The organism is Roseateles terrae (assembly GCF_014192155.1).
Lineage (GTDB): Bacteria > Pseudomonadota > Gammaproteobacteria > Burkholderiales > Burkholderiaceae_C > Roseateles > Roseateles terrae.
On sequence record NZ_JACHXO010000004.1, the window covers coordinates 1 to 20,914 of the forward strand.

Consider the following 20,914-nt stretch of genomic DNA (forward strand, 5'->3'; position numbering starts at 1 on the left):
GCGAAACCCGGTCATCCGCGCGTTCTACGAACGGCTTCTCGCAGCGGGCAAGCCCAAGAAGGTGGCACTCGTCGCCTGCATGCGCAAGCTGCTGAGCATCCTTAACGCCATGGTCCGGGATAACCGGGCCTGGGATGTACTGAAGGGGCAGATCACAGCCACTTCAGCTTGATATTTAAGACGGTTGCAAATACTTCCGAAAAAGGGGGCCCGCTCGTCGGCTTCTGAAGCGAGAACTTCCGCGGTCAAAACGCGCGGTGTGGCTCGGTTCGTGCAAGGGCTCGGTTCGTGCAAGGGCTCGGATGGACTCGCCAACGGCGCCGCACGTTGCGCAGCTTCAACGTGACTTCCCATCAAGACAAAACCCCTGGCGCCATCGATCAGTCTCACTGAAGCGAGGACAACAGGGGCAGGACAGCGGGGAGTGCCGCTGGAAGGCGCCGGCTCGGGGGGAGCCGGCGGCTGTTTAGTTCGTGTCCAGCGCAGGCATGGCCTTGACGAGGTCGTCGATGGCCTTGACCTGCTCGAGGAACGGCTTGAGCTGCGACAGGCGCAGCGCGCTGGGGCCGTCGCAACGGGCTTCTTCAGGCTTGGGATGAGACTCGAGGAACAGGCCGGCGAGGCCCACAGCCATGCCGGCACGGGCCAGTTCGGTCACCTGGCCACGGCGACCGCCGGAGGCGGCAGCGCCGGATTCGCGTTGCTGCAGGGCGTGGGTGACGTCGAAGATCACCGGCTTGTTGCCGCTGACCTGCTTCATCACACCAAAGCCCAGCATGTCCACAACAAGGTTGTCGTAGCCGAACTGTGCGCCACGGTCGCAGAGCATCACGTTGGCATTGCCGCCTTCTTCGAACTTCTCGACGATGTTCTTCATCTGCGGCGGGCTGACGAACTGCGGCTTCTTGATGTTGATGACCTTGCCCGTCTTGGCCAGGGCGATCACCAGGTCCGTCTGGCGGGCCAGGAAAGCCGGCAGCTGCAGGACGTCGCAGACGCTCGCCACGTCGGCCGCCTGGAAAGGCTCGTGGACGTCGGTCAGTACCGGGACGTTGTGGGCCTTCTTGACCGCTTCAAAGATCTTGAGGCCCTGCTCCAGGCCGGGTCCCCGGTAGGACTTGATCGACGAACGATTGGCCTTGTCGAAGGACGCCTTGAAGACGTAAGGGATGCCCAGTTCCTGCGTGACGCGCACATATTCGCCGCAGACGTCCACCGCAAACTGCTCGGACTCCAGCACATTGACGCCGCCAAACAGCACGAAGGGCAGCGCGTTATCGACCTGGATGTTGTTGATCTTGACCATGGGGATGACTTCCGGGGTTAGCCCGGAAGTATCCCATTTTGCGGCCCCGCCCGATCAGCGGGCAGCGATCTTCCCGCTGCGTCCGATGGGGTGATGCTCGATGCCCAGCGTCTTCATCATCATCGGCTCATACAGGTTGCGGCCGTCAAACACCACCGGCTGCTTCAGGTCGCTCTTGAAGCGGTCGAAGTCCGGCGTGCGGAATTCCTTCCACTCGGTGACGATGATCAGCGCGTCCGCGTCCGCCAGTGCATGTTCGGCACGTTCGCAGAAGCTGACGCCCGGGTTGGTGGAGAGGATGCGCGAGGCTTCGCTCATCGCCACCGGGTCATAGGCCGCAATGGCGGCGCCACGCTGCGTCAGGCCTTCGATGATGGCCAGCGCCGGGGCTTCACGCATGTCGTCAGTGTTGGGCTTGAAGGCCAGGCCCCAGAGCGCAAAGCGCTTGCCGGCCAGGTCTTCGCCGAAGCGGGCCACCACCTTGTCCACCAGCACCTGCTTTTGGCGGTCGTTGGCTTCTTCCACAGCGTTCAGCACCTGCAGTTCCTGGCCATATTCACGGCCGGTGCGCACCAGCGCCTTCACGTCCTTCGGGAAGCAGGAACCGCCGTAACCGGCGCCGGCATACAGGAATTGGTAGCCAATGCGGGGGTCGGAACCGATGCCGCGGCGCACCAGCTCGATGTCGGCGCCCACCTTCTCGGCCAGCAGTGCCAGCTCGTTCATGAAGCTGATGCGGGTGGCCAGCATCGCGTTGGCCGCGTACTTGGTGAATTCGGCGCTCTTCACATCCATCACCATCAGGCGGTCATGGCTGCGGGTGAAGGGCGCGTACAGCGCGCGCATCATCAGCGTGGCCTGCTCGTCGTCCGAACCCACGATGATGCGGTCCGGCTTCATGAAGTCCTCCACCGCCGCGCCTTCCTTCAGGAATTCGGGGTTGGACACCACGGCGAAATTGGCCGGCACGCCGCGCTTGGTCAGCTCTTCACGGATGGCAGCGTCCACCTTTTCGGCGGTACCCACCGGCACGGTGCTCTTGTCCACCACCACCTTGTAGTCGGTCATGCGCTGACCGATGGAGCGGGCGGCAGCCAGCACGTATTGCAGGTCGGCCGAGCCGTCCTCACCGGGGGGCGTGCCCACGGCGATGAACAGGATCGTGCCGTGGTTCACCGCCACGTCCACGTCGGTCGTGAACTGCAGGCGACCGGCAGCGACGTTGCGAGCCACCACGGCATCCAGCCCCGGCTCGTGAATGGGAATGCCCCCCTCATTGAGCACGCGGATCTTGTCGGGATTCACGTCGAGGCACACCACATGGTTGCCCATTTCGGCCAGACATGCGCCCGTGACCAGGCCCACATAGCCGGTGCCAATCGTCGTAACTTTCATGCGATAACTCCCAAGGGTCATTCCAAATACTGCCCAGATTCACACACCTTCACGTCACGGCGTGACGCGAAGAAATTCATCGATACCGGCGCCCGGTGAGCAAGCCGGATGCCAGCATCGCCGACAAAAGCCGGCGTCTTGTCTCAAATCTTGTAATAGTCTCGATACCAGGCAACAAAGCGCTTCACGCCCTCGGTCACCGGCATGGCCGGCCTGAAGCCTGTCCAGGCCGCCAGCTCTTCCACATCCGCATGCGTTTTCGGCACATCGCCGTCCTGCAGCGGCAGAAACTCCTTCTTGGCCTCACGTCCCAGCGCCTGCTCGATGGCTTCGATGAAGCCCATCAGCGGCACCGGCTGGTGATTGCCGATATTGAACACCCGATACGGCGCGCTGGACCGTGCCGGGTCGGCCTTCATCGCGTCGTAGCCGGCATCGGGTGTGGCCACCCGGTCCAGCACCCGCACCACGCCTTCGGCGATGTCGTCGATGTAGGTGAAGTCGCGGATCATCTGACCGTGGTTGAACACCTTGATCGGCTCACCGGCCAGAATCGCCTTGGTGAACAGGAACAGCGCCATGTCCGGTCGGCCCCACGGCCCATAGACGGTGAAAAACCGCAGACCGGTGGTGGGCAGGTTGAATAGATGGCTGTAGGTATGCGCCATCAGCTCATTGGCCTTCTTCGTGGCGGCATACAGGCTCACCGGATGGTCCACGCCGTGATGCTCGCTGAACGGCATCAAGGTATTGCCGCCATACACGCTGGAGCTGGACGCATAGACCAGGTGCTCCACGCTGTGGTGCCGGCAGCCTTCCAGGATGTTGGTGAAGCCCGAGATGTTCGAGTCAATGTAGGCATGCGGATTCACCAGCGAATACCGCACCCCGGCCTGGGCCGCCAGATGCACCACCCGGTCAAAGCCGTGCTCGGCAAACACCTGCGCCATGCCGGCCCGGTCTGCCACATCCATCTCGATGAACGAGAACGCCGGATGCGGCGTCAGGCGCGCCAGCCGGTCGTGCTTGAGCGTCGGATCGTAGTAATCGTTCAGATTGTCCAGACCCACCACCTGATCGCCACGCGCGAGCAGGATCTGGCTGACATGCATGCCGATGAAGCCGGCGGCGCCGGTAACGAGTACTTTCACGAGATCTCCCGATCGCTGCTCTGGGGACGACTATTTTCCGCGCAATGCCAAGACTCCTTCATGTCCCCTCCCCCCTCAGTGGGGTGGCTTCCCACCGAAGGACTGACTGAGACCGCTTCGCCCCCCGCACAACGCCGACCGAAGGAACCGGGGTAGAGCAAAGCCGCAAGCCGCCGAAGGCCCGGGGGGTATTGGCGGAAGTCAAGGGAGGAATGGCCCGCGGAGCGGGACAGGAAGGACATGGAGCCAATGCCCCCCGGGCCTTTGGCGGCGTGCGCAGTCAAAGAATCCACCCCGCCACTCCAACCACACTGCTCCGCGGCACACTCAAAAGTATTTCGACGTACCACTCGGCGCCCTGAACCACATCAACAGGAGTTCCCTCCCGATCTCCCAATGCATCTGCGCCCGCTCCCGCCTTCCGCGCGCCAGCGCCAGCGCGGCTCTGCCCCACCGCGCCGCGATCTTGTCCGGCCACCGATTCCTCGGATACGCGAAATACGCAATCGCCAACTCTTCGTTGATCATCTTGCGGGTATTCACATGCGGATTCAGATACTTCACCGCCGGATCATCCACCCGCAGGACCTGACCGCGACGGGTCCGGAAGTACCAGGCGGCCCATTCCTGATCTTCGGCAGAAAACACATCCACCCGAAATGGCCGCTCCTTCACCACCCGCACCGGCAGAAACGCGCATGCGTTGGACAGCCCGTTGTAGCCATCGAACTGTTCCGGCCCGATCACCGACAGCGCCGCCTTCCCCGACGTCGCATGACGCCAGTAGACCACCTCGATCCCTTGCGCCTGCGCAGCCTTCAAGCTCCGCTCCAGCACCGCAGGATCTTCCAGCAGCACATGGGAGCTGATCAGCAGCGCATGCGGCTCATCCACCGCCGCCATGCCCACATTGATCGCCACCGAGTAATTGAAGACCGGCTCCGGGTAGGTCACCACCTCCCCCATCCGCCGCAACTGCTCCCGCACCGCCGGATCGTTGGACGAGTCGACGAACACCACCCGCGTTGGCGCCCAGGTCTGCGCCTTCAGCGCGGCCACCACCTGCTCCAGCAGCGGCGTGCACACATGGGTGCGGATCACCGCCGCATACCTGCGAAGGTTGGTTGCCATCCCTCAGGCCTGCGCTGGCGGACGCAACCAGCGCCGCATCATCTGATACCAACCCTCGGCCCACCAGCCCTGCTTCATGAACTGCCGCAGGTCCGAGGTATCCGGCTGGAAGCCGTAATACTCCGAGAACACCTGCAACAGCATCAACTGCAGCGTGCGGCCGTTGCCCTGTCCATGCTTGGCATACATCAGCTGGCAGGCCCGCAGCACCTTCTGCTTGGACTTCGACGAAATCCGGTCCGGCCGCGGTGACACGTCAAACACATAGCTCGGCAGATCCAGCAGGCGCGCCGGGCCATGCAGCTTCAGGATGCGGTAGAAAAATTCCAGATCCTGCCAGGCCGGCATCTCTTCATCGAACAGCCCCGCCGACACGAACCGGTCGCGCGGGCCAAACAGCTGATTGCCCACATGGTTGGCCTGCAGCATCATCTCCGCGCTGCAGCGGCCGACCTTGGCGCTGTACCAGCGCCGGTCGCCGCTGCGGAATTCGTACTGCACATACAGCACCGAGGGCTGATCCCCCATCGACGTCAGCAGCTTCCAGTAGGCCAGCAACGCCTCGATGTGATGCGGCTTGAATTCGTCGTCATCGTCCAGCCCGGTCAGGAACTCGCCGGTGCTGGTGCGAATCGCCTCGTTGCGGGCGGCACAGGCGCCGCGGCCCTTTTCATTGCGCAGCACCTTCAGCCGTGGGTCCTGCAGGGCCCGCTGCTGCAACCAGCGCGGCGTCTCGTCGGTGGACCCGTCGTCCACCACCACCAGCTCCACATTCCGGTAGGTCTGGCCCAGCACCGACTCCACCGCGGCCTGCATCGAGGCCAGGCGGTTCTGCGTCGGCATATACACCGAGACCAGGGGCAATTCACTCATGTCCATCTTTCATCTCAAAACCGGCAGCGCAGCGGATGCGTTCAGCGTCCATCCAGCACCGCCTTGCCGCGTGGAAACACGCGTTCCGCTGTCCAGAGCAGCAGCAGCGTCAGCGCTGCGGCGCTCAGCCACAGCAGGTCACTGCGACGCACACCCAGCGACCGCAGCACTTCAATCAACAGCGGATGCAGCAGATACAGCCCCAGCGCGAAGCGGCGGCCCCAGTCGGCCAGCCGCTCCATCAGGGCGGTCGCCGGCAGGGCCATGCCCAGCCCCATCGCGCCCACCCCCATCAGCACCGCGCCTACATGCAGCTGCAGCTCAGTGGCGACGCCGCCCTTCCAGCGTACCGCCATGCCCTGCAGCACCAGCAGGATCGCGCCGCCCACCAGCAGCATCGGCCACGCGCGTGTCAGCGTCCTGACCGGCACGCTCGCAAGCTTGATGCCAAGCCACACCATCGCCGCGCCACCCAGAAAGCGGGTGGCAAACATCGTGGGCCAGCTCACCCGGCCCATGGCACACAGCGAGTCCACCGCGCTGGCCAGCAGAATCACCGCGACGATGCCCCACCATGCGCCGCTCGGCTGAACCCAGTCGGGCCGCGCCGCTGCCAGCAGCACACCGGCCAGCGCTGCATGCATGAACCACAGATGGCCCCACACGCCGCGCACGATCGCATCTTGCGACAGCATCCGCTCAAAGCCCGCCTTCGGGCCGAGCTGCACCACATGCAGCACCCCATAGATCGCGGCACACACCAGCGTGATCTGCAGCAGGCGGCCGGCCGACGCCAGCGCGGTGGTCGCCCACTGCGGACGCTGGCCGATGAAGAATCCCATCACCACGAAGAAGAAGGGCACCACCCAGCGGCCGGCTGCGACCGTCAGCTCCATGGCCGGCACCGGCCATTCGGGGAAGCGGCCCACATGCAGGCCCACCACCAGCACCGCACCAAAGATGCGCAGCGCATCAATGCCGGGCAGCCGCTTGCTGGCGGCGCCTGAAGAGACCGCCGCCGGTGCGGCCGCTGCCGATGCGATGCTTGCGCTCATCCCTGCCCTCATGGCTTCCTTACGCCTTCCCTTTCAAGGTGTTGAGCAGGACCCTCGGCGACTGACCGAACACCCCACCCAGCACAACCAGGTATACCGCGGCGCCTAGGGCAATCAACATGCCGAGTTGCAGGGACGGTGGTAACGACGTGTGACCCAACGCCACGATGCCGCCCCACAAGGCCAGTGCCATCGCCACCGACGACAGCACCGGTGCCTTCAGCTGTCGCCACAGCGGCCCTGGTGTCGCCTGGAGCCAATGGCCCATGCAGACAATGGTGGCCACGAAGTTCAGCAGGTTGGCGATGAAGTAACCCGCCGCAACACCCACCACACCGTACTGCGCACCCATCACAAAACCGACCAGCACCGTGGCGGTATTGAAGATGCCCAGGTACAGCAGCGCGGCGGTGCGGCCCTGAGAGGTGAGCGTAGAGCCGATGGTGCTCATCAACGACTGCATGATGCCGACCGGCGCCAGCCAGCCCAGCAGCGGCGCCACGATGGCCCACTTCGGATCCAGCACCACCGACACAAACGGCTCCCGCAGCGCCCACAGCCCCACCATGATGGGCATGCTCAGCAGGGAGATGCCGCCCAGCACCTTGAAGTAGACCTCGCGCACGGCTGCCAGATCGTCCTGGATGCCCGACAGGCGCGGCAGCAGTGCGCGCCCCACCACCCAGCTCATGTGCTGCACCGGAAACAGCATCAGCTTGTAGGCCATGCCGTACTGGCCCAGCGGGCCGGTGCCCAGCAGACGGCCGATGATCATGCTGTCGGCATTGCGGGCAAAGTAGTTGATGAAGTTGAAGGCGGTGAGGCTGCCGCTGAAGCCCCAGAGCGACTTGAACTCATCGCGGCTCCACTGCCGCCCGGGCTTGAAGCCCGACTTGAACCACAACCAGACGCTGTTGGTGCCGATGGTGAAAAGCGTCGGCACCACGAAGCTGTAGACGCCCCAGCCGGCCAGCGCGCACGCGACCGACAGGCACAGCCCCGTCACCTGGGTGAACACATCCAGGATCGCCAGCTCACGAAAGCGCGCATGCCGCTCCATCCAGGCCTGATGCACCGCCGTGGTCGCGCCCAGCGGAAAGCCGATCGACAGCAGCAGCATCACCGGGAACAGCTCCGGCTCCTTGAAGAACACCGAGATGGCATAGGCGGAGGCCGCCAGTGCCAGACCGAGCGTGAGCCCCAGGCCCACATTCAGCCAGAAGACCGTGTCCGCCAGCGCAGGCGTGAGCGTTTTGCGCTGGATGATGGCGGCGCCGGTCCCCATGTCGCGCAGCAGGCTGGCGAAGGTGAGCACCACGCCGGCCAGCGCCATCACGCCGTAAGCGGACGGCGGCAGCAGGCGCGACAGCACCACCACGCTGACCAGTTGGCCCAGCACCTTGCTCGCCTGCGCCACGCTGAGCCAGCGGACGCTGTGCATCATCCCGCTCAACGCACACCTCCCGATTGAGCGGTGTAGAAGGCTTCGAGGGCGCGCTGGCAGATCTGCAGATCAAACTTCTGCACCGCCAGCTCCCGGGCGGCCCGGCCCATGCTGCTGCACAGCGCCGGATCGGCCAGCAGGCGTTCGATCTGGGTGGCCAGCGCGTCCACATCGCCTTCCGGGAAGGCAAGGCCGGTACGCTCGGGCGTGATGCCTTCGTCGCGTCCGCCCATGGCGGACGTCACGACCGGCACGCCGCAGGCTTGCGCTTCGAGGATGGAAATGGGCAGCCCTTCAGCATCACCGGACTGGCTGACGATGCTGGGCAGGCAGAAGATGCGGGCGGTGCCCAGCAGTTCGCGCACTCGCTGGCTCGGCTGGGCGCCGAGGAAATCCACCGGCGCATTCAGCTCGGCCGTCAGCGCCTCCATGCGCTCGCGCAGCGGACCATCGCCCACCACCTTCACCCGCGCCTGCGGGAAGCGCTGATGGACCCGGGCCATGGCGCGGATCAGGAATTCCAGGCCCTTCTTTTCGACCTGGCGCCCCACAAACAGGAGGTGCGGTTCCCGCTCGCCTGCGGGCACGCCCGACGGCGCGAAGTCCCGCGTGTCCACGCCGATGAACAGCGTGTGCAGCTTGTCGGGATGGATGCCGTAGGCATCGATGGCCCGCGCGCGGACCGCTTCGGACACCGCGATGAAGGACACCTGCGGATCGGCCGCCATCTCCCGCAAGCGGCGCGGATAGTCCTTCATGTAGTCGCCGCCCTGCCCGCTTTCCCAGAAGTCGGGGCGGGTGTGGATGTCGTAGCCATGCAGGGTCACAACCGTGGGCAGCCCCAGGCCCTTCAGCCAGGGCCAGGCCAGCACCGCATCGGTGGCGAAGTGCACATGCACCACCGATGGACGCACGCCGTCCGCATCCGGCACCATCAGCGGCCGCAGCGCCTGCGGCAGCGGCCAGCCCAGGCGGCGATAGAGCCGCCACTGCATCGCGTCCAGCGTGCCGGTGGGCGTCAGGTCCAGCAGTTGATGGTCCAGCCCGTCCAGCGACAGGCCGTTCTGGCAGAGCCGCTGCCCCACCAGGGTGGCGCGCCAGTCCCGCAGATGCAGCGCCTGCTGCCGCACGAACGTCTCGGACAGCGGCAGCAGTTCATCTCGAACGACAAGAACTCGTCTCAATCGGATATCCCTCAAATCAATTCATCGTCGGGCCGGACGGTCGCCATGAGCGACCGACGGGCCGTGTCGTTAACCGGGTCGCAGCACGGACCTGGCACTCCGGTGGAGCGGACCTGGCCGGGCTTTCGACGCCAGTCGCGCCGGACGAACCCGCCCACAGCCGCGACCACCCTGCCGCGTCAGGGCAAGCCCGCTGGTGCCAGCCTCAGCCGGCGACCGGCTCCATCTGCAGCCGCGCGCGACCCCGGATCTGCTGCTTCAATGCATTCATCGCGGTGCGCATTTCCCAGGGATCGGCACGGCCGCCCAGACCGAAGCGCAGCGCCCGCGAGGCCAGGCCCAGCGGATGGCGGTCCACGAAGGTCCGGCGCCAGCGCAGCTCGCGCTCCGCCGCCTCGCCCGACCAGGCCGGTCCGGACCGCGCCAGCGCATGCACCATGCGGGCATAGTCGTCCGCATAGTCGCGGCGGCCCTTCACATCGATCAACGCCTGCCCGTGGGAGCAGAACGGCACCGGATCAAACGCCGCCTGACCCGACCAGCGCGCCAGCAGGCCGCCCAGATGCCGCGAAATCCGGCCCGACATCTGCAGCTGGTCCCAATACTTCTGCCGGCTCACGCTGCCGCTGTGGAAGCGGTAGCGCAGCACGTTCTGCGGCAGGTTGATGCCCTGGCGCTGCAGGGCCAGCTCGCTGAAGAGCAGATAGTCCTCGGCCAGGTTGGGCACTTCAATGTCGGCCTGTGGATCGGTGCCGCGGAACATCGACTGGCCGTAGCGGACGCCCCGGTCCCACACCGCCTGGCTGCGCAGGCTGATCGTCGGATGGGCGAAGACATTGCGGAACAGCGCGCAGCGGGCCAGCTCGTCCTTGTCGGTCGGATGCGACAGCGCGCCGATTTCCTTGCCCTCGGCATCGATCATCACCGACTGCCCGCCCACCAGCACCACCTCTGCATCCCGCTCGAAGGCGGCATGGGTCAGGGCCATGCGCTCCGGCAGGCATTCGTCGTCGGCGTCCATGCGCATCAGGTAAGGCGCTTCGACCAGCCCCAGCCCTTCGTTCAGCAGCCCGGACAGCCCAGGCGCCTGCGGAAACGAATGCAGTTCGATGCGGGCGTCCTGCGCAGCCGCACGCGACACGATCTCCGCCGTGCGGTCGGTGGAGCCGTGGTCCAGCACCAGCAGGCGCCAGTCACGCTCGGTCTGCGCCTGCACGCTGGCCAGGGCCTGACTCAAAAAAGCTTCGCCGTTCTTCACCGGCATCAGCACATCAAACAAGGCCATGGATGCCCTTTCGTCCGTTCATCTCGTCACCCTGGCTCACGACACACGCTTCCTGGCGCGCGAGGCACGCCACAACAGGCCCAGCGCAAACGGCACGCCGTCCACCAGATACCGGTGGGCCAGACGGCCCGGTTCCTGCACCAGCCGGTGCAGCCATTCCAGACCGGAGCGCTGCATCCAGCCCGGGGCCCGTTTCACATCCCCAGCTACAAAACTGAAGCTCACGCCGACGCCCAGGAACCAGGCGTTCGGCGCCAGTGGCCGCAGCCGCGCAATCAGCTTCTCCTGCTTCGGCGAGCCCAGACCGATGAAGACGATCTGCGGCTGCCAGTCGGTCAGCAGGCGCTCCAGGCGAGCCATCTCTTCGGGCTTCTGCTCGAAGCCGAACGGCGGGCACAGGCAGCGCACCGTGGCGTCATGACCCTGCGGAATCAGCGTATCGGCCGCGGCCTCGGCCGCACCCTCATTGCCGCCGATCAGCGCCATGCGCAGGCCGGCCTGATGGGCGCGCGCCACCAGCTTCACAAACAGGTCGGAGCCGGTCAGCCGTGTCGGCAGCGGCGTGCCCTGCAGCTGGCTGGCCCAGACGATGGGACGGCCATCGGCGGTGAAGACATTCGCATCCGCCACCAGCGCCCGGAACTCGGGCTCCTGCCGCCAGCGGCGCAGGATGTCGACATTGGGCGTCACCACCCAGCCGCCCCGGCCGGCCAGCGCCTCGCTGACGATGTGCTCGGTCAACTGCGGCACGGTGCTGGCCACGAAGGGCAGACCGTCCACAGCGATGGTGGGCAGCGTCGCCCCGCCGGTGGCGGCCGCGGAAGCAGCGGAAGGAGTCATGGGAAGGCTTGCACTCATCGGGAGGTTGGACAACGGCGCGGTCACAGATCTCGTTTGGTTCGCACCCACTCCACCTGGCGCTTGAAGACAAAGCGCAGATACAGCGGAATCTTGGCGAGCAACAGCAGCGGCGCGCCGGCCAGTTCGGACAGACTCAGAATGTCATCCGCCCAGCGTTGCTGCGCGATGACAATGGCGCCGGCCAGCATCAGCACGCTGAGCAGAGCGATCACCAGCGGTGCCCACCAGCCCAGCAGCAACGCCAGCACCAGGGTGACCAGCAGCCAGCCCACCTGCATCAGCGCCAGCAGGGTCAGCGGTGGCACCAGCATGTCCAGCACCTGCAGCAGCTGCCCGCCGCGACCCGGACGCATCGAGCGCCACAGCAGCCGCGGGCCCTCGCCCACCAGCATCGCCAGATGGCCGTGTTCCCAGCGGGTGCGCTGGCTGGCGGCGCCTTCCTGGCTCTTGGCGAACACGCTCGTGACCAGCGCGTCTTCACACAGCAGCGGCGGCGCGCCGAGCTGGGCCAGGCGCACGCCCAGCTGCATGTCTTCGGCCAGATGGCCACTGGCCAGCGGTGCCTGCACCGCCACGGCCCAGGGGAAGGCCATGCCGGTGCCATACAGGCCGCACGGCAGGCCAAGCTGATGCATGCCGCGCGGGCGCACCAGATTCTTCACTCGCATGGCAAATTCGGCGATGCGGGCCTTGAGGCCGTCGTTGGCCGCATGCATCAGGTAGGTCGCCTGCACCGGACGGCCGGTGGCATGCGCCACCGAGGCGATGCGCGGCAGCAGGCGCGGGCCCAGTTCACAGTCGGCGTCCAGGATCACCACCACATCGGGCGCGAACCCTTCCTCGATGGCCAGCCGTTCCAGATGCCGCACGCCGAAGTCGAGCGCAAACCCCTTGCCGCGATCGGTCGCATGGCTGCGCTCCACCACGGTGACGTCGAAATCACGCGCCTGGGCCGCGGTGTCGTCGGTGCAGTTGTCCGCCACCACCAGGATGCGGTCCTGCGGGCCCAGTTGCGCCAGCGCCTGCATCAGTGTCGGGCGCAGGCCGCGGCCTTCGTTGTGCGCCGGCATGACCACCGCAATCCGTTCCGGACGCGGATGCTCCCGCTCGGTCCGGTCCGGCAGCAAGGCCAGCACCACCTGACTCAGCAGCAGCCAGGCCGGCACCGCCAGCAACAGGCTCAGCAGCAGCACCAGGAACCAGGGCAGGCCCTGCAGCAGTTCAAGCATGGACAAACTCCTGGAACAGATCGGCGAGTCGCTCGGCCTCGACATCCACATCGTGACGCACCAGCACTCGCTGTCGCGCCGCCTGACCCATGCGGGCCAGCGTGGTGTCGTCGGTGCGCAGGCAGGCCAGCATGGCGGTGGCCAGGGCCGGGGCATCCCCGGCCGGCACCAGCCAGCCATTCTCATCCGGCAGCACCAGTTCGGGTATCCCCGCAATGCCGGTGCTCACCACCGGGCGGCCCAGCGCCATCGCTTCCATCACCACCACCGGCAGGCCTTCGGCGAAGCTCGCCAGCACCAGGGCGCGTGCGTCCAGCAGTTCCTGGCGGACCTGATCGCTGCTGATCCAGCCGGTGATGCGCACATGTTTCTCCAGCCGATGGGCGCGGATGCGCTCTTCGATCGGGCCGCGCAGTTCGCCGTCACCGGCCAGCACCAGCTCGAAATCGGGCTCCTGCTGGGCCACCAGCGCGGCGGCTTCGATCAGCAGCAGATGGCCTTTCTGCTCGGACAGGCGTCCGATGCAGACCAGTCGGCGACCCGACGGCGGCGCAGTCTGCACCTGATGGAAGGCCGGCTCCAGACCGCAGTGCACCACCCGCACCTTGCCCCAGTGCTGCCGGTCCACCCAGCGGTAGAGCTGGCTGCGGCAGAAGGAGGTGATGGCCACCACGAAGCGTGCGCGGCGGATCTTCTCGCCCAGGTGCAGGAACTCGGGTTTGTCGAATTCTTCCGGGCCATGCACGGTGAAGCTGTAGCCGGGGCCACCGAGCGCTTCGACCAGCATCGCCACTTCCGCCGAATTGGTGCCGAAGTGCGCATGCACATGAGTGGCACCGGCCTCGCGCAGCATGCGCAGCGCGACACAGGCCTCCGCCAGATACACCAGGTGCAGGGGCCACGGCCGGTCGGCGCGCAGGCCGATACGAAGCGCCAGACGGAACGCCTCAAGGAAGCGCCCCGGGGCGCGCATCGCCTCGCCAAAGAAGGCCTTGACCAGCGCGAGGCCACCGCCCTGCAGCAGGTATTGGGTGCGGGCCTTTTCGGCCTGGTCCTGCGCATCCGGTGCGGGATCGTCCCACCCCCGGATCGCCAGCCGCTGCACCGGCACGCCATGCTTCTCCAGCGCCAGGATCTCGCGGCGGATGAAGGTGTGGCTCACCTTGGGGTAGTGGTTGACGAGATACGCGACCTTCACGGAATTCCTTGGAGCGGCAGGAGGGACAGGGGTGGCGGGCCCGGCCGGGTCCGCCGGGGTGGGGCGCGATGATGCGTGCACCGCAACGGGCGGCTCGATGACCTTGGTCATGCCGGGTGTCCCGGAGAAGGACGACCCGCTCATGCGCGCCCCGCCACACGCAGGTCGGCGCTGGCGCTGCCGTTGCCGGAGGCCTTCACCGAGGTCCGCACCGAGGCGACGCCCTCGGGCCACTCGAATTTCGCGCTCTTGCCGTTCTCCAGATCGCCGCTGTCGGCCAGGGTGCGGCCACCCTTGTCCTTGATTTCCACCCGCAATCTGGCCTCGCCGGTGCAGCGGGCCGTGACGCGGCAGGCCTCTCCGGCCTTGGGACGGGCCCAGCTCACGCCGCTGAGCTGGCGATTGCCTTCCACCGCCAGCACCGCCTCGCGGGCCTCTTCAAACACCACCGCCTGGCGCCAGGTGTCGTAGCGCGCGCGGGCATTGCCCTTGACCACGCGCCAGTCCCCGCGCATGGAGAGCACATTCATCGGGGCGTCCAGATCGACCGGGCGGTCGTTGCCGTCCAGCCAGCCCTTGGTCGTTTTCACCTGACGCAGCGCGCCGCGCAGCCGCTCCAGATCGTTGCCGACCTGGCTGTTCCAGCCGTTCTTCAGCACGATGGGGAACTTGGCGCCGATCTCGGCATAGATGCAGAAGGGGGTGCCGACGTTGCGGTCCACCACATAGCCACCGTAGCGCTTGAGGGTCTCGCCGATCTTGCGCATGCTGAGGTCGCCCAGCGAGCGGATCTCGAAGTCCTGCGGCAGCATCAGCAGTGCGCCTTCCGGGATCTGCCCCTTGTTCTGTTCCACGCCGCGGTCGGCGGAGGTGGCGGGAAAGATGTAGCCGGGCGACGGGCTCAGGCCCGAGTAGGTCAGGGACATCGCCAGCGCATGGTGATAGAACGATTCGCCGTCCTCGATTTCATGCTTGCGGATGAGGCCGCCCATGGTGGGCACGCCTGCGGCGCGTGCGCCCTGGAAGTAATGCGCCGGGTCGCCCCAACCGCGGCCATCCAGCTTCGTCCAGGCGTATTGCTGGGCGCGCCAGTCGTCCCCCACCTTCTTCAGCTGGAAGAAGGAATGGATGACGCCGGCCACCGGATCAACCAGGTCGGCATGGCCGTCCGAGCCGCTGGCGGGCAGCACGCCAGCCGGCCAGCGCGGGATCAGCACTTCCGGGACCATCGCCTCAGCATCCGGATCCCACACGCCCTTTTGGTTCAGCGGGCCCAGCACACGCTGCGGTTGATCGTCCGGGCTGCACAGGAACACCCCCACTGAATACTTGCCGCTTTCGATGGCGGGGAAATAGGCGTCCTTGGGAATGCTCCAGCTGTCCAGCACCGGCTCGACCGGGCGGCAGTTCCAGGGAGACTGGGCGGAGAACGGGCGTTCAGCGGTGCCGAACCTGCCGTCCTGGCGCCCCTCCCCACGGTCGCCGCCGCGGCGCTTGTCCGAACGCTCCGCCTGGGCCGAAGCCAAGCCCGGCGCCAGCGCCGCAGCGGCCAGCCCCAGGCTGGCGCCGCACCAGTGGCGTCGATCCCATTGCATCGTCATGTTGGCTACCCTTCCGTACTTCCCTCGATCACGCGGACCGGCGACCTGTGCGGTCGCCGGTCACCCAGCCATGCGGGTGGCCACCCCTGTCTCTATTCAACCGCCGATCGATGTCGTCGGTGTTTTTATTGGTTCGTCCTGCACCGGTGTCCGGGACACCGGCATCCCTGCATCCGATGCAGAGGGCGGCACCAGACCGGTGCCTGCGGAGGGCGCTGTGCCATCCGCCGTCGGCAAGGGCAGGATTCGTGCCGGGTTGCCCACGGCGGTCGCGCCCGGGGGCACGTCCTGTAACACCACGGCCATGGCGCCGACGCGGCAGCCCGCGCCCAGACGCACACCGCCGAGCACCTGCGCATAGGCGCCCAGCTCCACGCCGTCCTCCAGCACCGGACAAGGGCCGTCCGGCACCCGGTTACCCAGCGTCACACCTTGTCGCAAGGTGCAGTTGGCGCCGATGACGGTGGCGGGATTCACGAAGATGCCGCCAAAGTGCCAGATGCGCAATCCGGGACCAATTCGGCAATCCTTGGGCAGGCTGATGCCGGTCACCGTCTCCACGACGCGGAACATCAGCCAGTAGGCCTTGGTCCGCCAGCGGCGGCTGAACCCCTCCGGCATCGCGTCCACACGACGGCCGAAGCGGTAGACCCACAAGGCCCACAGCGATTGCTCACGCCGCCAGGCACGTGCGTCTCCGCAGCGCGCCAGGTCGGCGTTCCAGTCCCGATCGGCATCTCCCTGGCTCATTTCATCAAGGTCTTTCCGGACATGGGGGTCAACGGGGCATCGGAGATCAGCGTGCCGCCGACGCTGGACGTGGTGCCCGCATTGCCGCTGTAGGCATAGACGGCCACCCGTCCATAGTTGGCCGGCCAGCTGAAGCTGGCCACATTGCCATCGGACAGCTCGCCACTGTCATACAGCTTGCTGCCGCTGTTGTCATACAACGCGAGCCGCAGGCGCCCCCCGCCGCTGGTGCGCGCAGTCAGCTTGTAGGGCGTGCCGGCCACCGGCTTGGCCCAGGCCACGTTGCTGATGGTGCGCAGGCTGTAGTTCACCTGGATCACGTCGACCGCCGTGGCCGGGAAGACCACCGCCTGTTTCCAGGTGTCGAAGGTGCCCAGCGGCGAGCTGCGCTGCAGGTTCCACTGGCCGCGCAGCGACAGGATGTTCAGCCGCTGCTCGGGAATGATGGACACGCCGTTGCCATCGACCCAGCCCGACACGCTCATCACCTGACGCAAGGCCGCGCGCACCGCCTGCAGCTCATTGGCGGTGGTGTTGTCCCAGCCGTTGGGCATCAGGTTGAAGTTGCTGCCGTTTTCGGCGTAGATGACAAAGGGCGTGCCGTAATTGCGGTCCACCACGTAGCCGCCATAGCGCTTGAGCGTCTCCGCCACTTTCCGGAGTTTCAGGTTGGTGAGGGTACTGGTGTCAAACGTGGGCGGCAGCATCAGCAGCGAGCCTTGCGGAATGCCACCGGTGTTGGTGGTGGCCGCGTTGCTGTCCGCCGAGGTGGCTGGATAGATGTAGGTCGTGGCGGCGCTGAGCGCGTTGTAGGTCAGCGAGATGGCCAGCGCATGGCGGTACCAGCCCAGGCCGTCGTTCACTTCCGCCTTGCGGATGACGCCGCCGATGGCCGGCACGCCGACGGCGCGGGCGCCCTGGTAGTAGTGGCCGCCTTCACCGAAACCACGTCCCGCCAGCGGAGCCCAGGCGTATTGGCTGGCGCGCCAGGTGCCGTTCTCCAGCCGGAGCTGGAAGAACGAATGCACGATGCCCATCGCCTCGTCAATGATGTCGGCATGGCCGTCCGAACCGGAGGCCGGCACCACATTGGCCGGCCAGCGCGGGATCACCACCGTGGGACGGTAGCCTTCGGCATCCGGATCCCAGATGCCGCTGGTGTTGCCCACCAGCGGATAAACGGTGACCGACGGGTCCGAGGACAGCGCCTTGAACACCCCGGTGGACCAGGTGCCCTCGGCCACTGTCGGGTAGTAGTTCGACGTGGGAATCGAGAAGTCGCCCAGCACCGGCGCGACCGGTTGCATGTACCAGGGCGAGAAGGCGGCGAACGGCGTGTCATAGGTACCAAACACCCGGGCCGGGGCCGTTTGGGCGAGCGCCTCGGGGGGCGCCAGCCATTCGGTGCCGCACAGCATCACCGACAGGGCAGCGGCGGCCAGCGCGCGCGAAGGGCCGGTGCTGTGCGGTGCCAGGTCGACACCATCCGCGGACCTTCGAACGCCGGCGCGGCTCGGCGGTGAGCCGCCCGCAAAGCGTTCAGACCGCCGGAGCGCGCGGCCGGGCCACCCGTCGGGGATCGGGCGGGACGAAGCAAACAGCGATGACAGCGAGGGTGAAGTCATGGTCAAACCTCCTTCAACCGCTGGCCGCGCCCTGCCCCGACACGCTTGGCCAGCTCGTTGAAACGCCGCTCCACCTGGAAGGTAGAGACGTGCGCGATGCCGAAGACCACCAACAACAGCAACGGTCGCTTCAGATATTTGACCCAGAGATCACCGCTGCCCAACCAGGTGGCCGCCAGGGGCAAGTGCCACACATAGAGTGCATAGGAAACTGAAGCAATATAGGCAAATACCGAACCTCCCAACCAGACCGACAGACGATGACGCGGCTGCGCCATCAGCGCACCAACAAATGCGCCGGCCGCATAAGGCCGCAGATAGGTCAGCGGGTTGGAGACTTCGTGGCTCAGGAAGCTGCCGGCCATCAGCAGCAGCAGCAGCGCCGGCACCATGCCGCGGCGGGCCAGCACCTGCCGCACCTGTGGCCAGAAGCGCGAATGCATCACCAGCGCCAGGCAGGCGCCGGCCAGCAGGTCGTCGGCGCGGAACCAGGTCACGCTGGAGGCGGTGATGTCGTGCGAGATGCGCATGCCGGTGAAAGTCATGAGCAGCGCCGGGAACAGCCACCAGATGGCCCGCACCCGCAGCCACAGCATCAGCCCGGCCAGCATGTAGAACTGCACTTCAACGCACAGGCTCCAGAAGTGGTCGATGGGCGGCACCAGCCGCTGCGGCGGCAAATTCGCGTAGAAAAAGAGGTAGCTGAACGCCGTCTCCAGATCGACCGGCCTGAACCACCAGACCACCGTCAGCGCAATCCACGCAGCCGGCACCACCCGCAGCAGGCGGCGGGCCAGGAAGCTGGAGACCGGCGGACGCTTGAGCAGCTGCCCGGTGATCAGATAGCCCGAGAGAATGAAGAACAGGGCCATGCCGAACATGCCCAGCGATTCATTCAACGGAATGCCGGCGACGTGGAACGGCATCAGGTGCGTCCACAGCACCGCGAGGATGCTCACCGCGCGGACGCCATCGAGCACCGGGAAATGTTCGGACGGTGCGCGAGGCGCCGGGGCCTCGTGGGCGGCGCCATGTGCGGCATCGTGTGCGGCATCGTGTGCGGCGTCATGCACGGCGCCAGGGGCAACTTCGGGAGCGGGGATCGGGGAAGAAATCGGCGCGGTCATCGGTTGCGCCCTTCGGGGCGTCCGCCAGGGCGGCGGTCATCGGGAGCGTTGGGGCCGGGGCGGCCCGGGCGGCCAGGTCGGGCGTTCGGGCCCTTGAGCGCACCCGCCTGCGCCGGCACGGCCCGGCTGAATCCCATCGGCACGGTGTTCAGCCAGGCGGTGGCGCTGGTCGAACGCTCGGCGGCGGCACCCGCCTCGCCACGGGCCTTCGCAACAGCGCTGGGACGGATGCCCCAGGTGCGGCGGTAGCGGCCTTCCATCAGGCCGTCCGGCACCAGCCGCATCGCCAGCGAACACAGGCAGCCCATGCAGAACCAGAAGTACCAGTTGTAGATCAGGTAGGCGAACATGTTGTCCGAGCTGGACACCAGGAAGTTCGCCACGAGCAGGCACATGCCGATCAGCGCCAGCAGCGGCTTGACCGCAAACAGGCGGCGGATCATGCGGGCGGTGCTGAGGTAGAGCCACAGGTAGGCCCCCAGGCCGAGCGCGCCCAGTTCAAAGAAGGTCTGGACGATGGCGCTATGGGCGCCCCACTTCATCACGCCGGCCATCGAGAAGAATTCCTGCGACAGCGCAAAGAACGATTCCGCGCCATAGCCGGTCAGGTATTTCGTCGGCGACATCCAGGTGAGCGCATCCGTCCACAGCAGCTTGCGCCAGGCGAAGGAATTGAGCTTGGCGTACTGCACCACTTCGTTGCCCTGGGTCAGACCCATCACCCGTTCGCGCAGTTCCGGCAGCGCCATGAAACCAGCCGCGCCGATGAGGGCGAGGTACACCAGATACCGCCGCTCCCGCACCAGCCCGTAGACCGAGAAAATCATCAGGACCGAGATCCACGCGCTACGGGTCTTGGTGGCGTAGAGCAGGCCCAGCAGCAGCAGCATGTAACCCACCACCGCGGCAGTGGTGAACACCGTCTTGCCAATCTGCTTGCTCTTCCACCGGTAGAACAGCACCCCCAGCGACATCACCAGATAGAACGCGAGGATGTTGGCGTGCGGGAACGGGCCGCCATAACGCGCGCCGGACTCTTCCAGCGCATCACCGCCGCCAGCCGTCCGGCCCAGGGCGATGTAGGCGATGGACACCAGCGCCACCGGCACCGAAGACCAGGTGATGATCTTCAGCATCTTGTTGAAGTCGTCCTCGTCCTGGACCAGGAAAAAGGCCACGAGGAACAGCGCCACGACCGACAGATACCCGAGGAACAGACGGATCGCCGCCATCTTCTCCGGGGAATAGATCAGGCCGGCGGCCTGCATGAACAGCAGCGGCCCCCACACCCACCACGCCGCCTTGGGCAGCCGCTTCGGATCGCGGGAAATGATCAGCGCCGCCAGCAGGATGACCAGCGCATTGAGCAGACCGCCCAGACCGCCCACGGCGGCCATGCGGGCCTGCTCGAAGACCGGATTGGCCCCGGCCCGGATCAGCAGCACCACGATCAGGAAGGCTTCGCGGCTGTAGATGAAAAGGAAGGCGGTGAGCAGCACCAGCGGCATCACCGCCAGCATCACCGGCTTGTCATCGGCAAAGCCGCCGATGACCACGCTGGCCCAGCCGATCACGACCGCGCCGACCGCCAGTCCGATCAAGCCCAGGAAGCCGGCCCCGTCCATGCCGTAGGCCAGACTCCGCCACAGCCGCATGCCTCCGCCCATCCAACGCAAAGATAAGTCCTTCACTGCCCGTC

General features: G+C 66.4%; 17 protein-coding genes and 1 pseudogene. 1 reads left to right on the forward strand and 17 read right to left on the reverse strand.

Annotated elements, in window-relative coordinates; translation table 11 throughout:
- A pseudogene (locus FHS28_RS24805) lies at nt 1-172 on the forward strand (IS110 family transposase); the annotation flags it as partial.
- Nucleotides 173-466: 294 nt separating this feature from the next.
- Here FHS28_RS24805 and kdsA read toward each other — a convergent pair.
- The 17 genes from kdsA to FHS28_RS12010 form a co-directional block, all read right to left on the reverse strand.
- Nucleotides 467-1,306: a 3-deoxy-8-phosphooctulonate synthase gene (gene kdsA, locus FHS28_RS11930; protein WP_088450709.1), complete on the reverse strand. Its 840-nt coding sequence runs from the start codon at nt 1,304-1,306 to the stop codon at nt 467-469.
- 54 nt (nt 1,307-1,360) lie between these two features.
- Complete coding sequence (locus tag FHS28_RS11935; RefSeq protein WP_088450711.1) at nt 1,361-2,701, reverse strand: UDP-glucose dehydrogenase family protein; 1,341 nt, start codon at nt 2,699-2,701, stop codon at nt 1,361-1,363.
- A 143-nt stretch (nt 2,702-2,844) separates the two neighbouring features.
- Nucleotides 2,845-3,852: an NAD-dependent epimerase gene (locus FHS28_RS11940; protein WP_088450713.1), complete on the reverse strand. Its 1,008-nt coding sequence runs from the start codon at nt 3,850-3,852 to the stop codon at nt 2,845-2,847.
- Nucleotides 3,853-4,179: 327 nt separating this feature from the next.
- Complete coding sequence (locus FHS28_RS11945; protein WP_088450715.1) at nt 4,180-4,983, reverse strand: glycosyltransferase family 2 protein; 804 nt, start codon at nt 4,981-4,983, stop codon at nt 4,180-4,182.
- 3 nt (nt 4,984-4,986) lie between these two features.
- Nucleotides 4,987-5,856, reverse strand: coding sequence for a glycosyltransferase family 2 protein (locus FHS28_RS11950; RefSeq protein ID WP_184294670.1), 870 nt, complete (start codon nt 5,854-5,856; stop codon nt 4,987-4,989).
- Nucleotides 5,857-5,897: 41 nt separating this feature from the next.
- The gene (locus FHS28_RS11955; RefSeq protein WP_184294672.1) at nt 5,898-6,911 is read right to left on the reverse strand and encodes an acyltransferase family protein; all 1,014 of its coding nucleotides are present in this window, start codon (nt 6,909-6,911) and stop codon (nt 5,898-5,900) included.
- Nucleotides 6,912-6,930: 19 nt separating this feature from the next.
- On the reverse strand, nt 6,931-8,355 hold the full coding sequence (locus FHS28_RS11960; protein ID WP_088450721.1) for a lipopolysaccharide biosynthesis protein: 1,425 nt from the start codon (nt 8,353-8,355) through the stop codon (nt 6,931-6,933).
- 5 nt (nt 8,356-8,360) lie between these two features.
- On the reverse strand, nt 8,361-9,539 hold the full coding sequence (locus FHS28_RS11965; protein WP_184294675.1) for a glycosyltransferase: 1,179 nt from the start codon (nt 9,537-9,539) through the stop codon (nt 8,361-8,363).
- 205 nt (nt 9,540-9,744) lie between these two features.
- A complete protein-coding gene (locus FHS28_RS11970) occupies nt 9,745-10,824 on the reverse strand; it encodes a glycosyltransferase (RefSeq protein ID WP_088450726.1) in 1,080 nt (359 codons plus the stop codon).
- Between the two features lie 36 nt (nt 10,825-10,860).
- The gene (locus FHS28_RS11975) at nt 10,861-11,664 is read right to left on the reverse strand and encodes a WecB/TagA/CpsF family glycosyltransferase (RefSeq protein ID WP_184294677.1); all 804 of its coding nucleotides are present in this window, start codon (nt 11,662-11,664) and stop codon (nt 10,861-10,863) included.
- 41 nt (nt 11,665-11,705) lie between these two features.
- Nucleotides 11,706-12,914: a glycosyltransferase family 2 protein gene (locus tag FHS28_RS11980; protein ID WP_088450730.1), complete on the reverse strand. Its 1,209-nt coding sequence runs from the start codon at nt 12,912-12,914 to the stop codon at nt 11,706-11,708.
- A complete protein-coding gene (locus FHS28_RS11985; RefSeq protein ID WP_088450732.1) occupies nt 12,907-14,112 on the reverse strand; it encodes a glycosyltransferase family 4 protein in 1,206 nt (401 codons plus the stop codon). The genes FHS28_RS11980 and FHS28_RS11985 overlap by 8 nt, the downstream gene beginning before the upstream one ends.
- Before the next feature lie 140 nt (nt 14,113-14,252).
- The gene (locus FHS28_RS11990) at nt 14,253-15,713 is read right to left on the reverse strand and encodes an Atrophin-1 multi-domain protein (RefSeq protein ID WP_088450734.1); all 1,461 of its coding nucleotides are present in this window, start codon (nt 15,711-15,713) and stop codon (nt 14,253-14,255) included.
- Between the two features lie 96 nt (nt 15,714-15,809).
- The gene (locus tag FHS28_RS11995) at nt 15,810-16,463 is read right to left on the reverse strand and encodes a serine O-acetyltransferase (RefSeq protein ID WP_088450736.1); all 654 of its coding nucleotides are present in this window, start codon (nt 16,461-16,463) and stop codon (nt 15,810-15,812) included.
- A complete protein-coding gene (locus tag FHS28_RS12000) occupies nt 16,460-18,088 on the reverse strand; it encodes an Atrophin-1 multi-domain protein (protein WP_246410005.1) in 1,629 nt (542 codons plus the stop codon). The genes FHS28_RS11995 and FHS28_RS12000 overlap by 4 nt, the downstream gene beginning before the upstream one ends.
- A gap of 2 nt (nt 18,089-18,090) precedes the next feature.
- Nucleotides 18,091-19,215 carry an acyltransferase family protein gene (locus FHS28_RS12005; protein WP_088450738.1) on the reverse strand — a complete coding sequence of 375 codons (1,125 nt, stop codon included), beginning with the start codon at nt 19,213-19,215 and terminating at the stop codon, nt 18,091-18,093.
- Nucleotides 19,212-20,870 (reverse strand): O-antigen ligase family protein, encoded by a 1,659-nt coding sequence (locus tag FHS28_RS12010; protein ID WP_184294679.1) that lies wholly within the window; start codon nt 20,868-20,870, stop codon nt 19,212-19,214. The genes FHS28_RS12005 and FHS28_RS12010 overlap by 4 nt, the downstream gene beginning before the upstream one ends.
- Between the last annotated feature and the right edge of the window lie 44 nt (nt 20,871-20,914).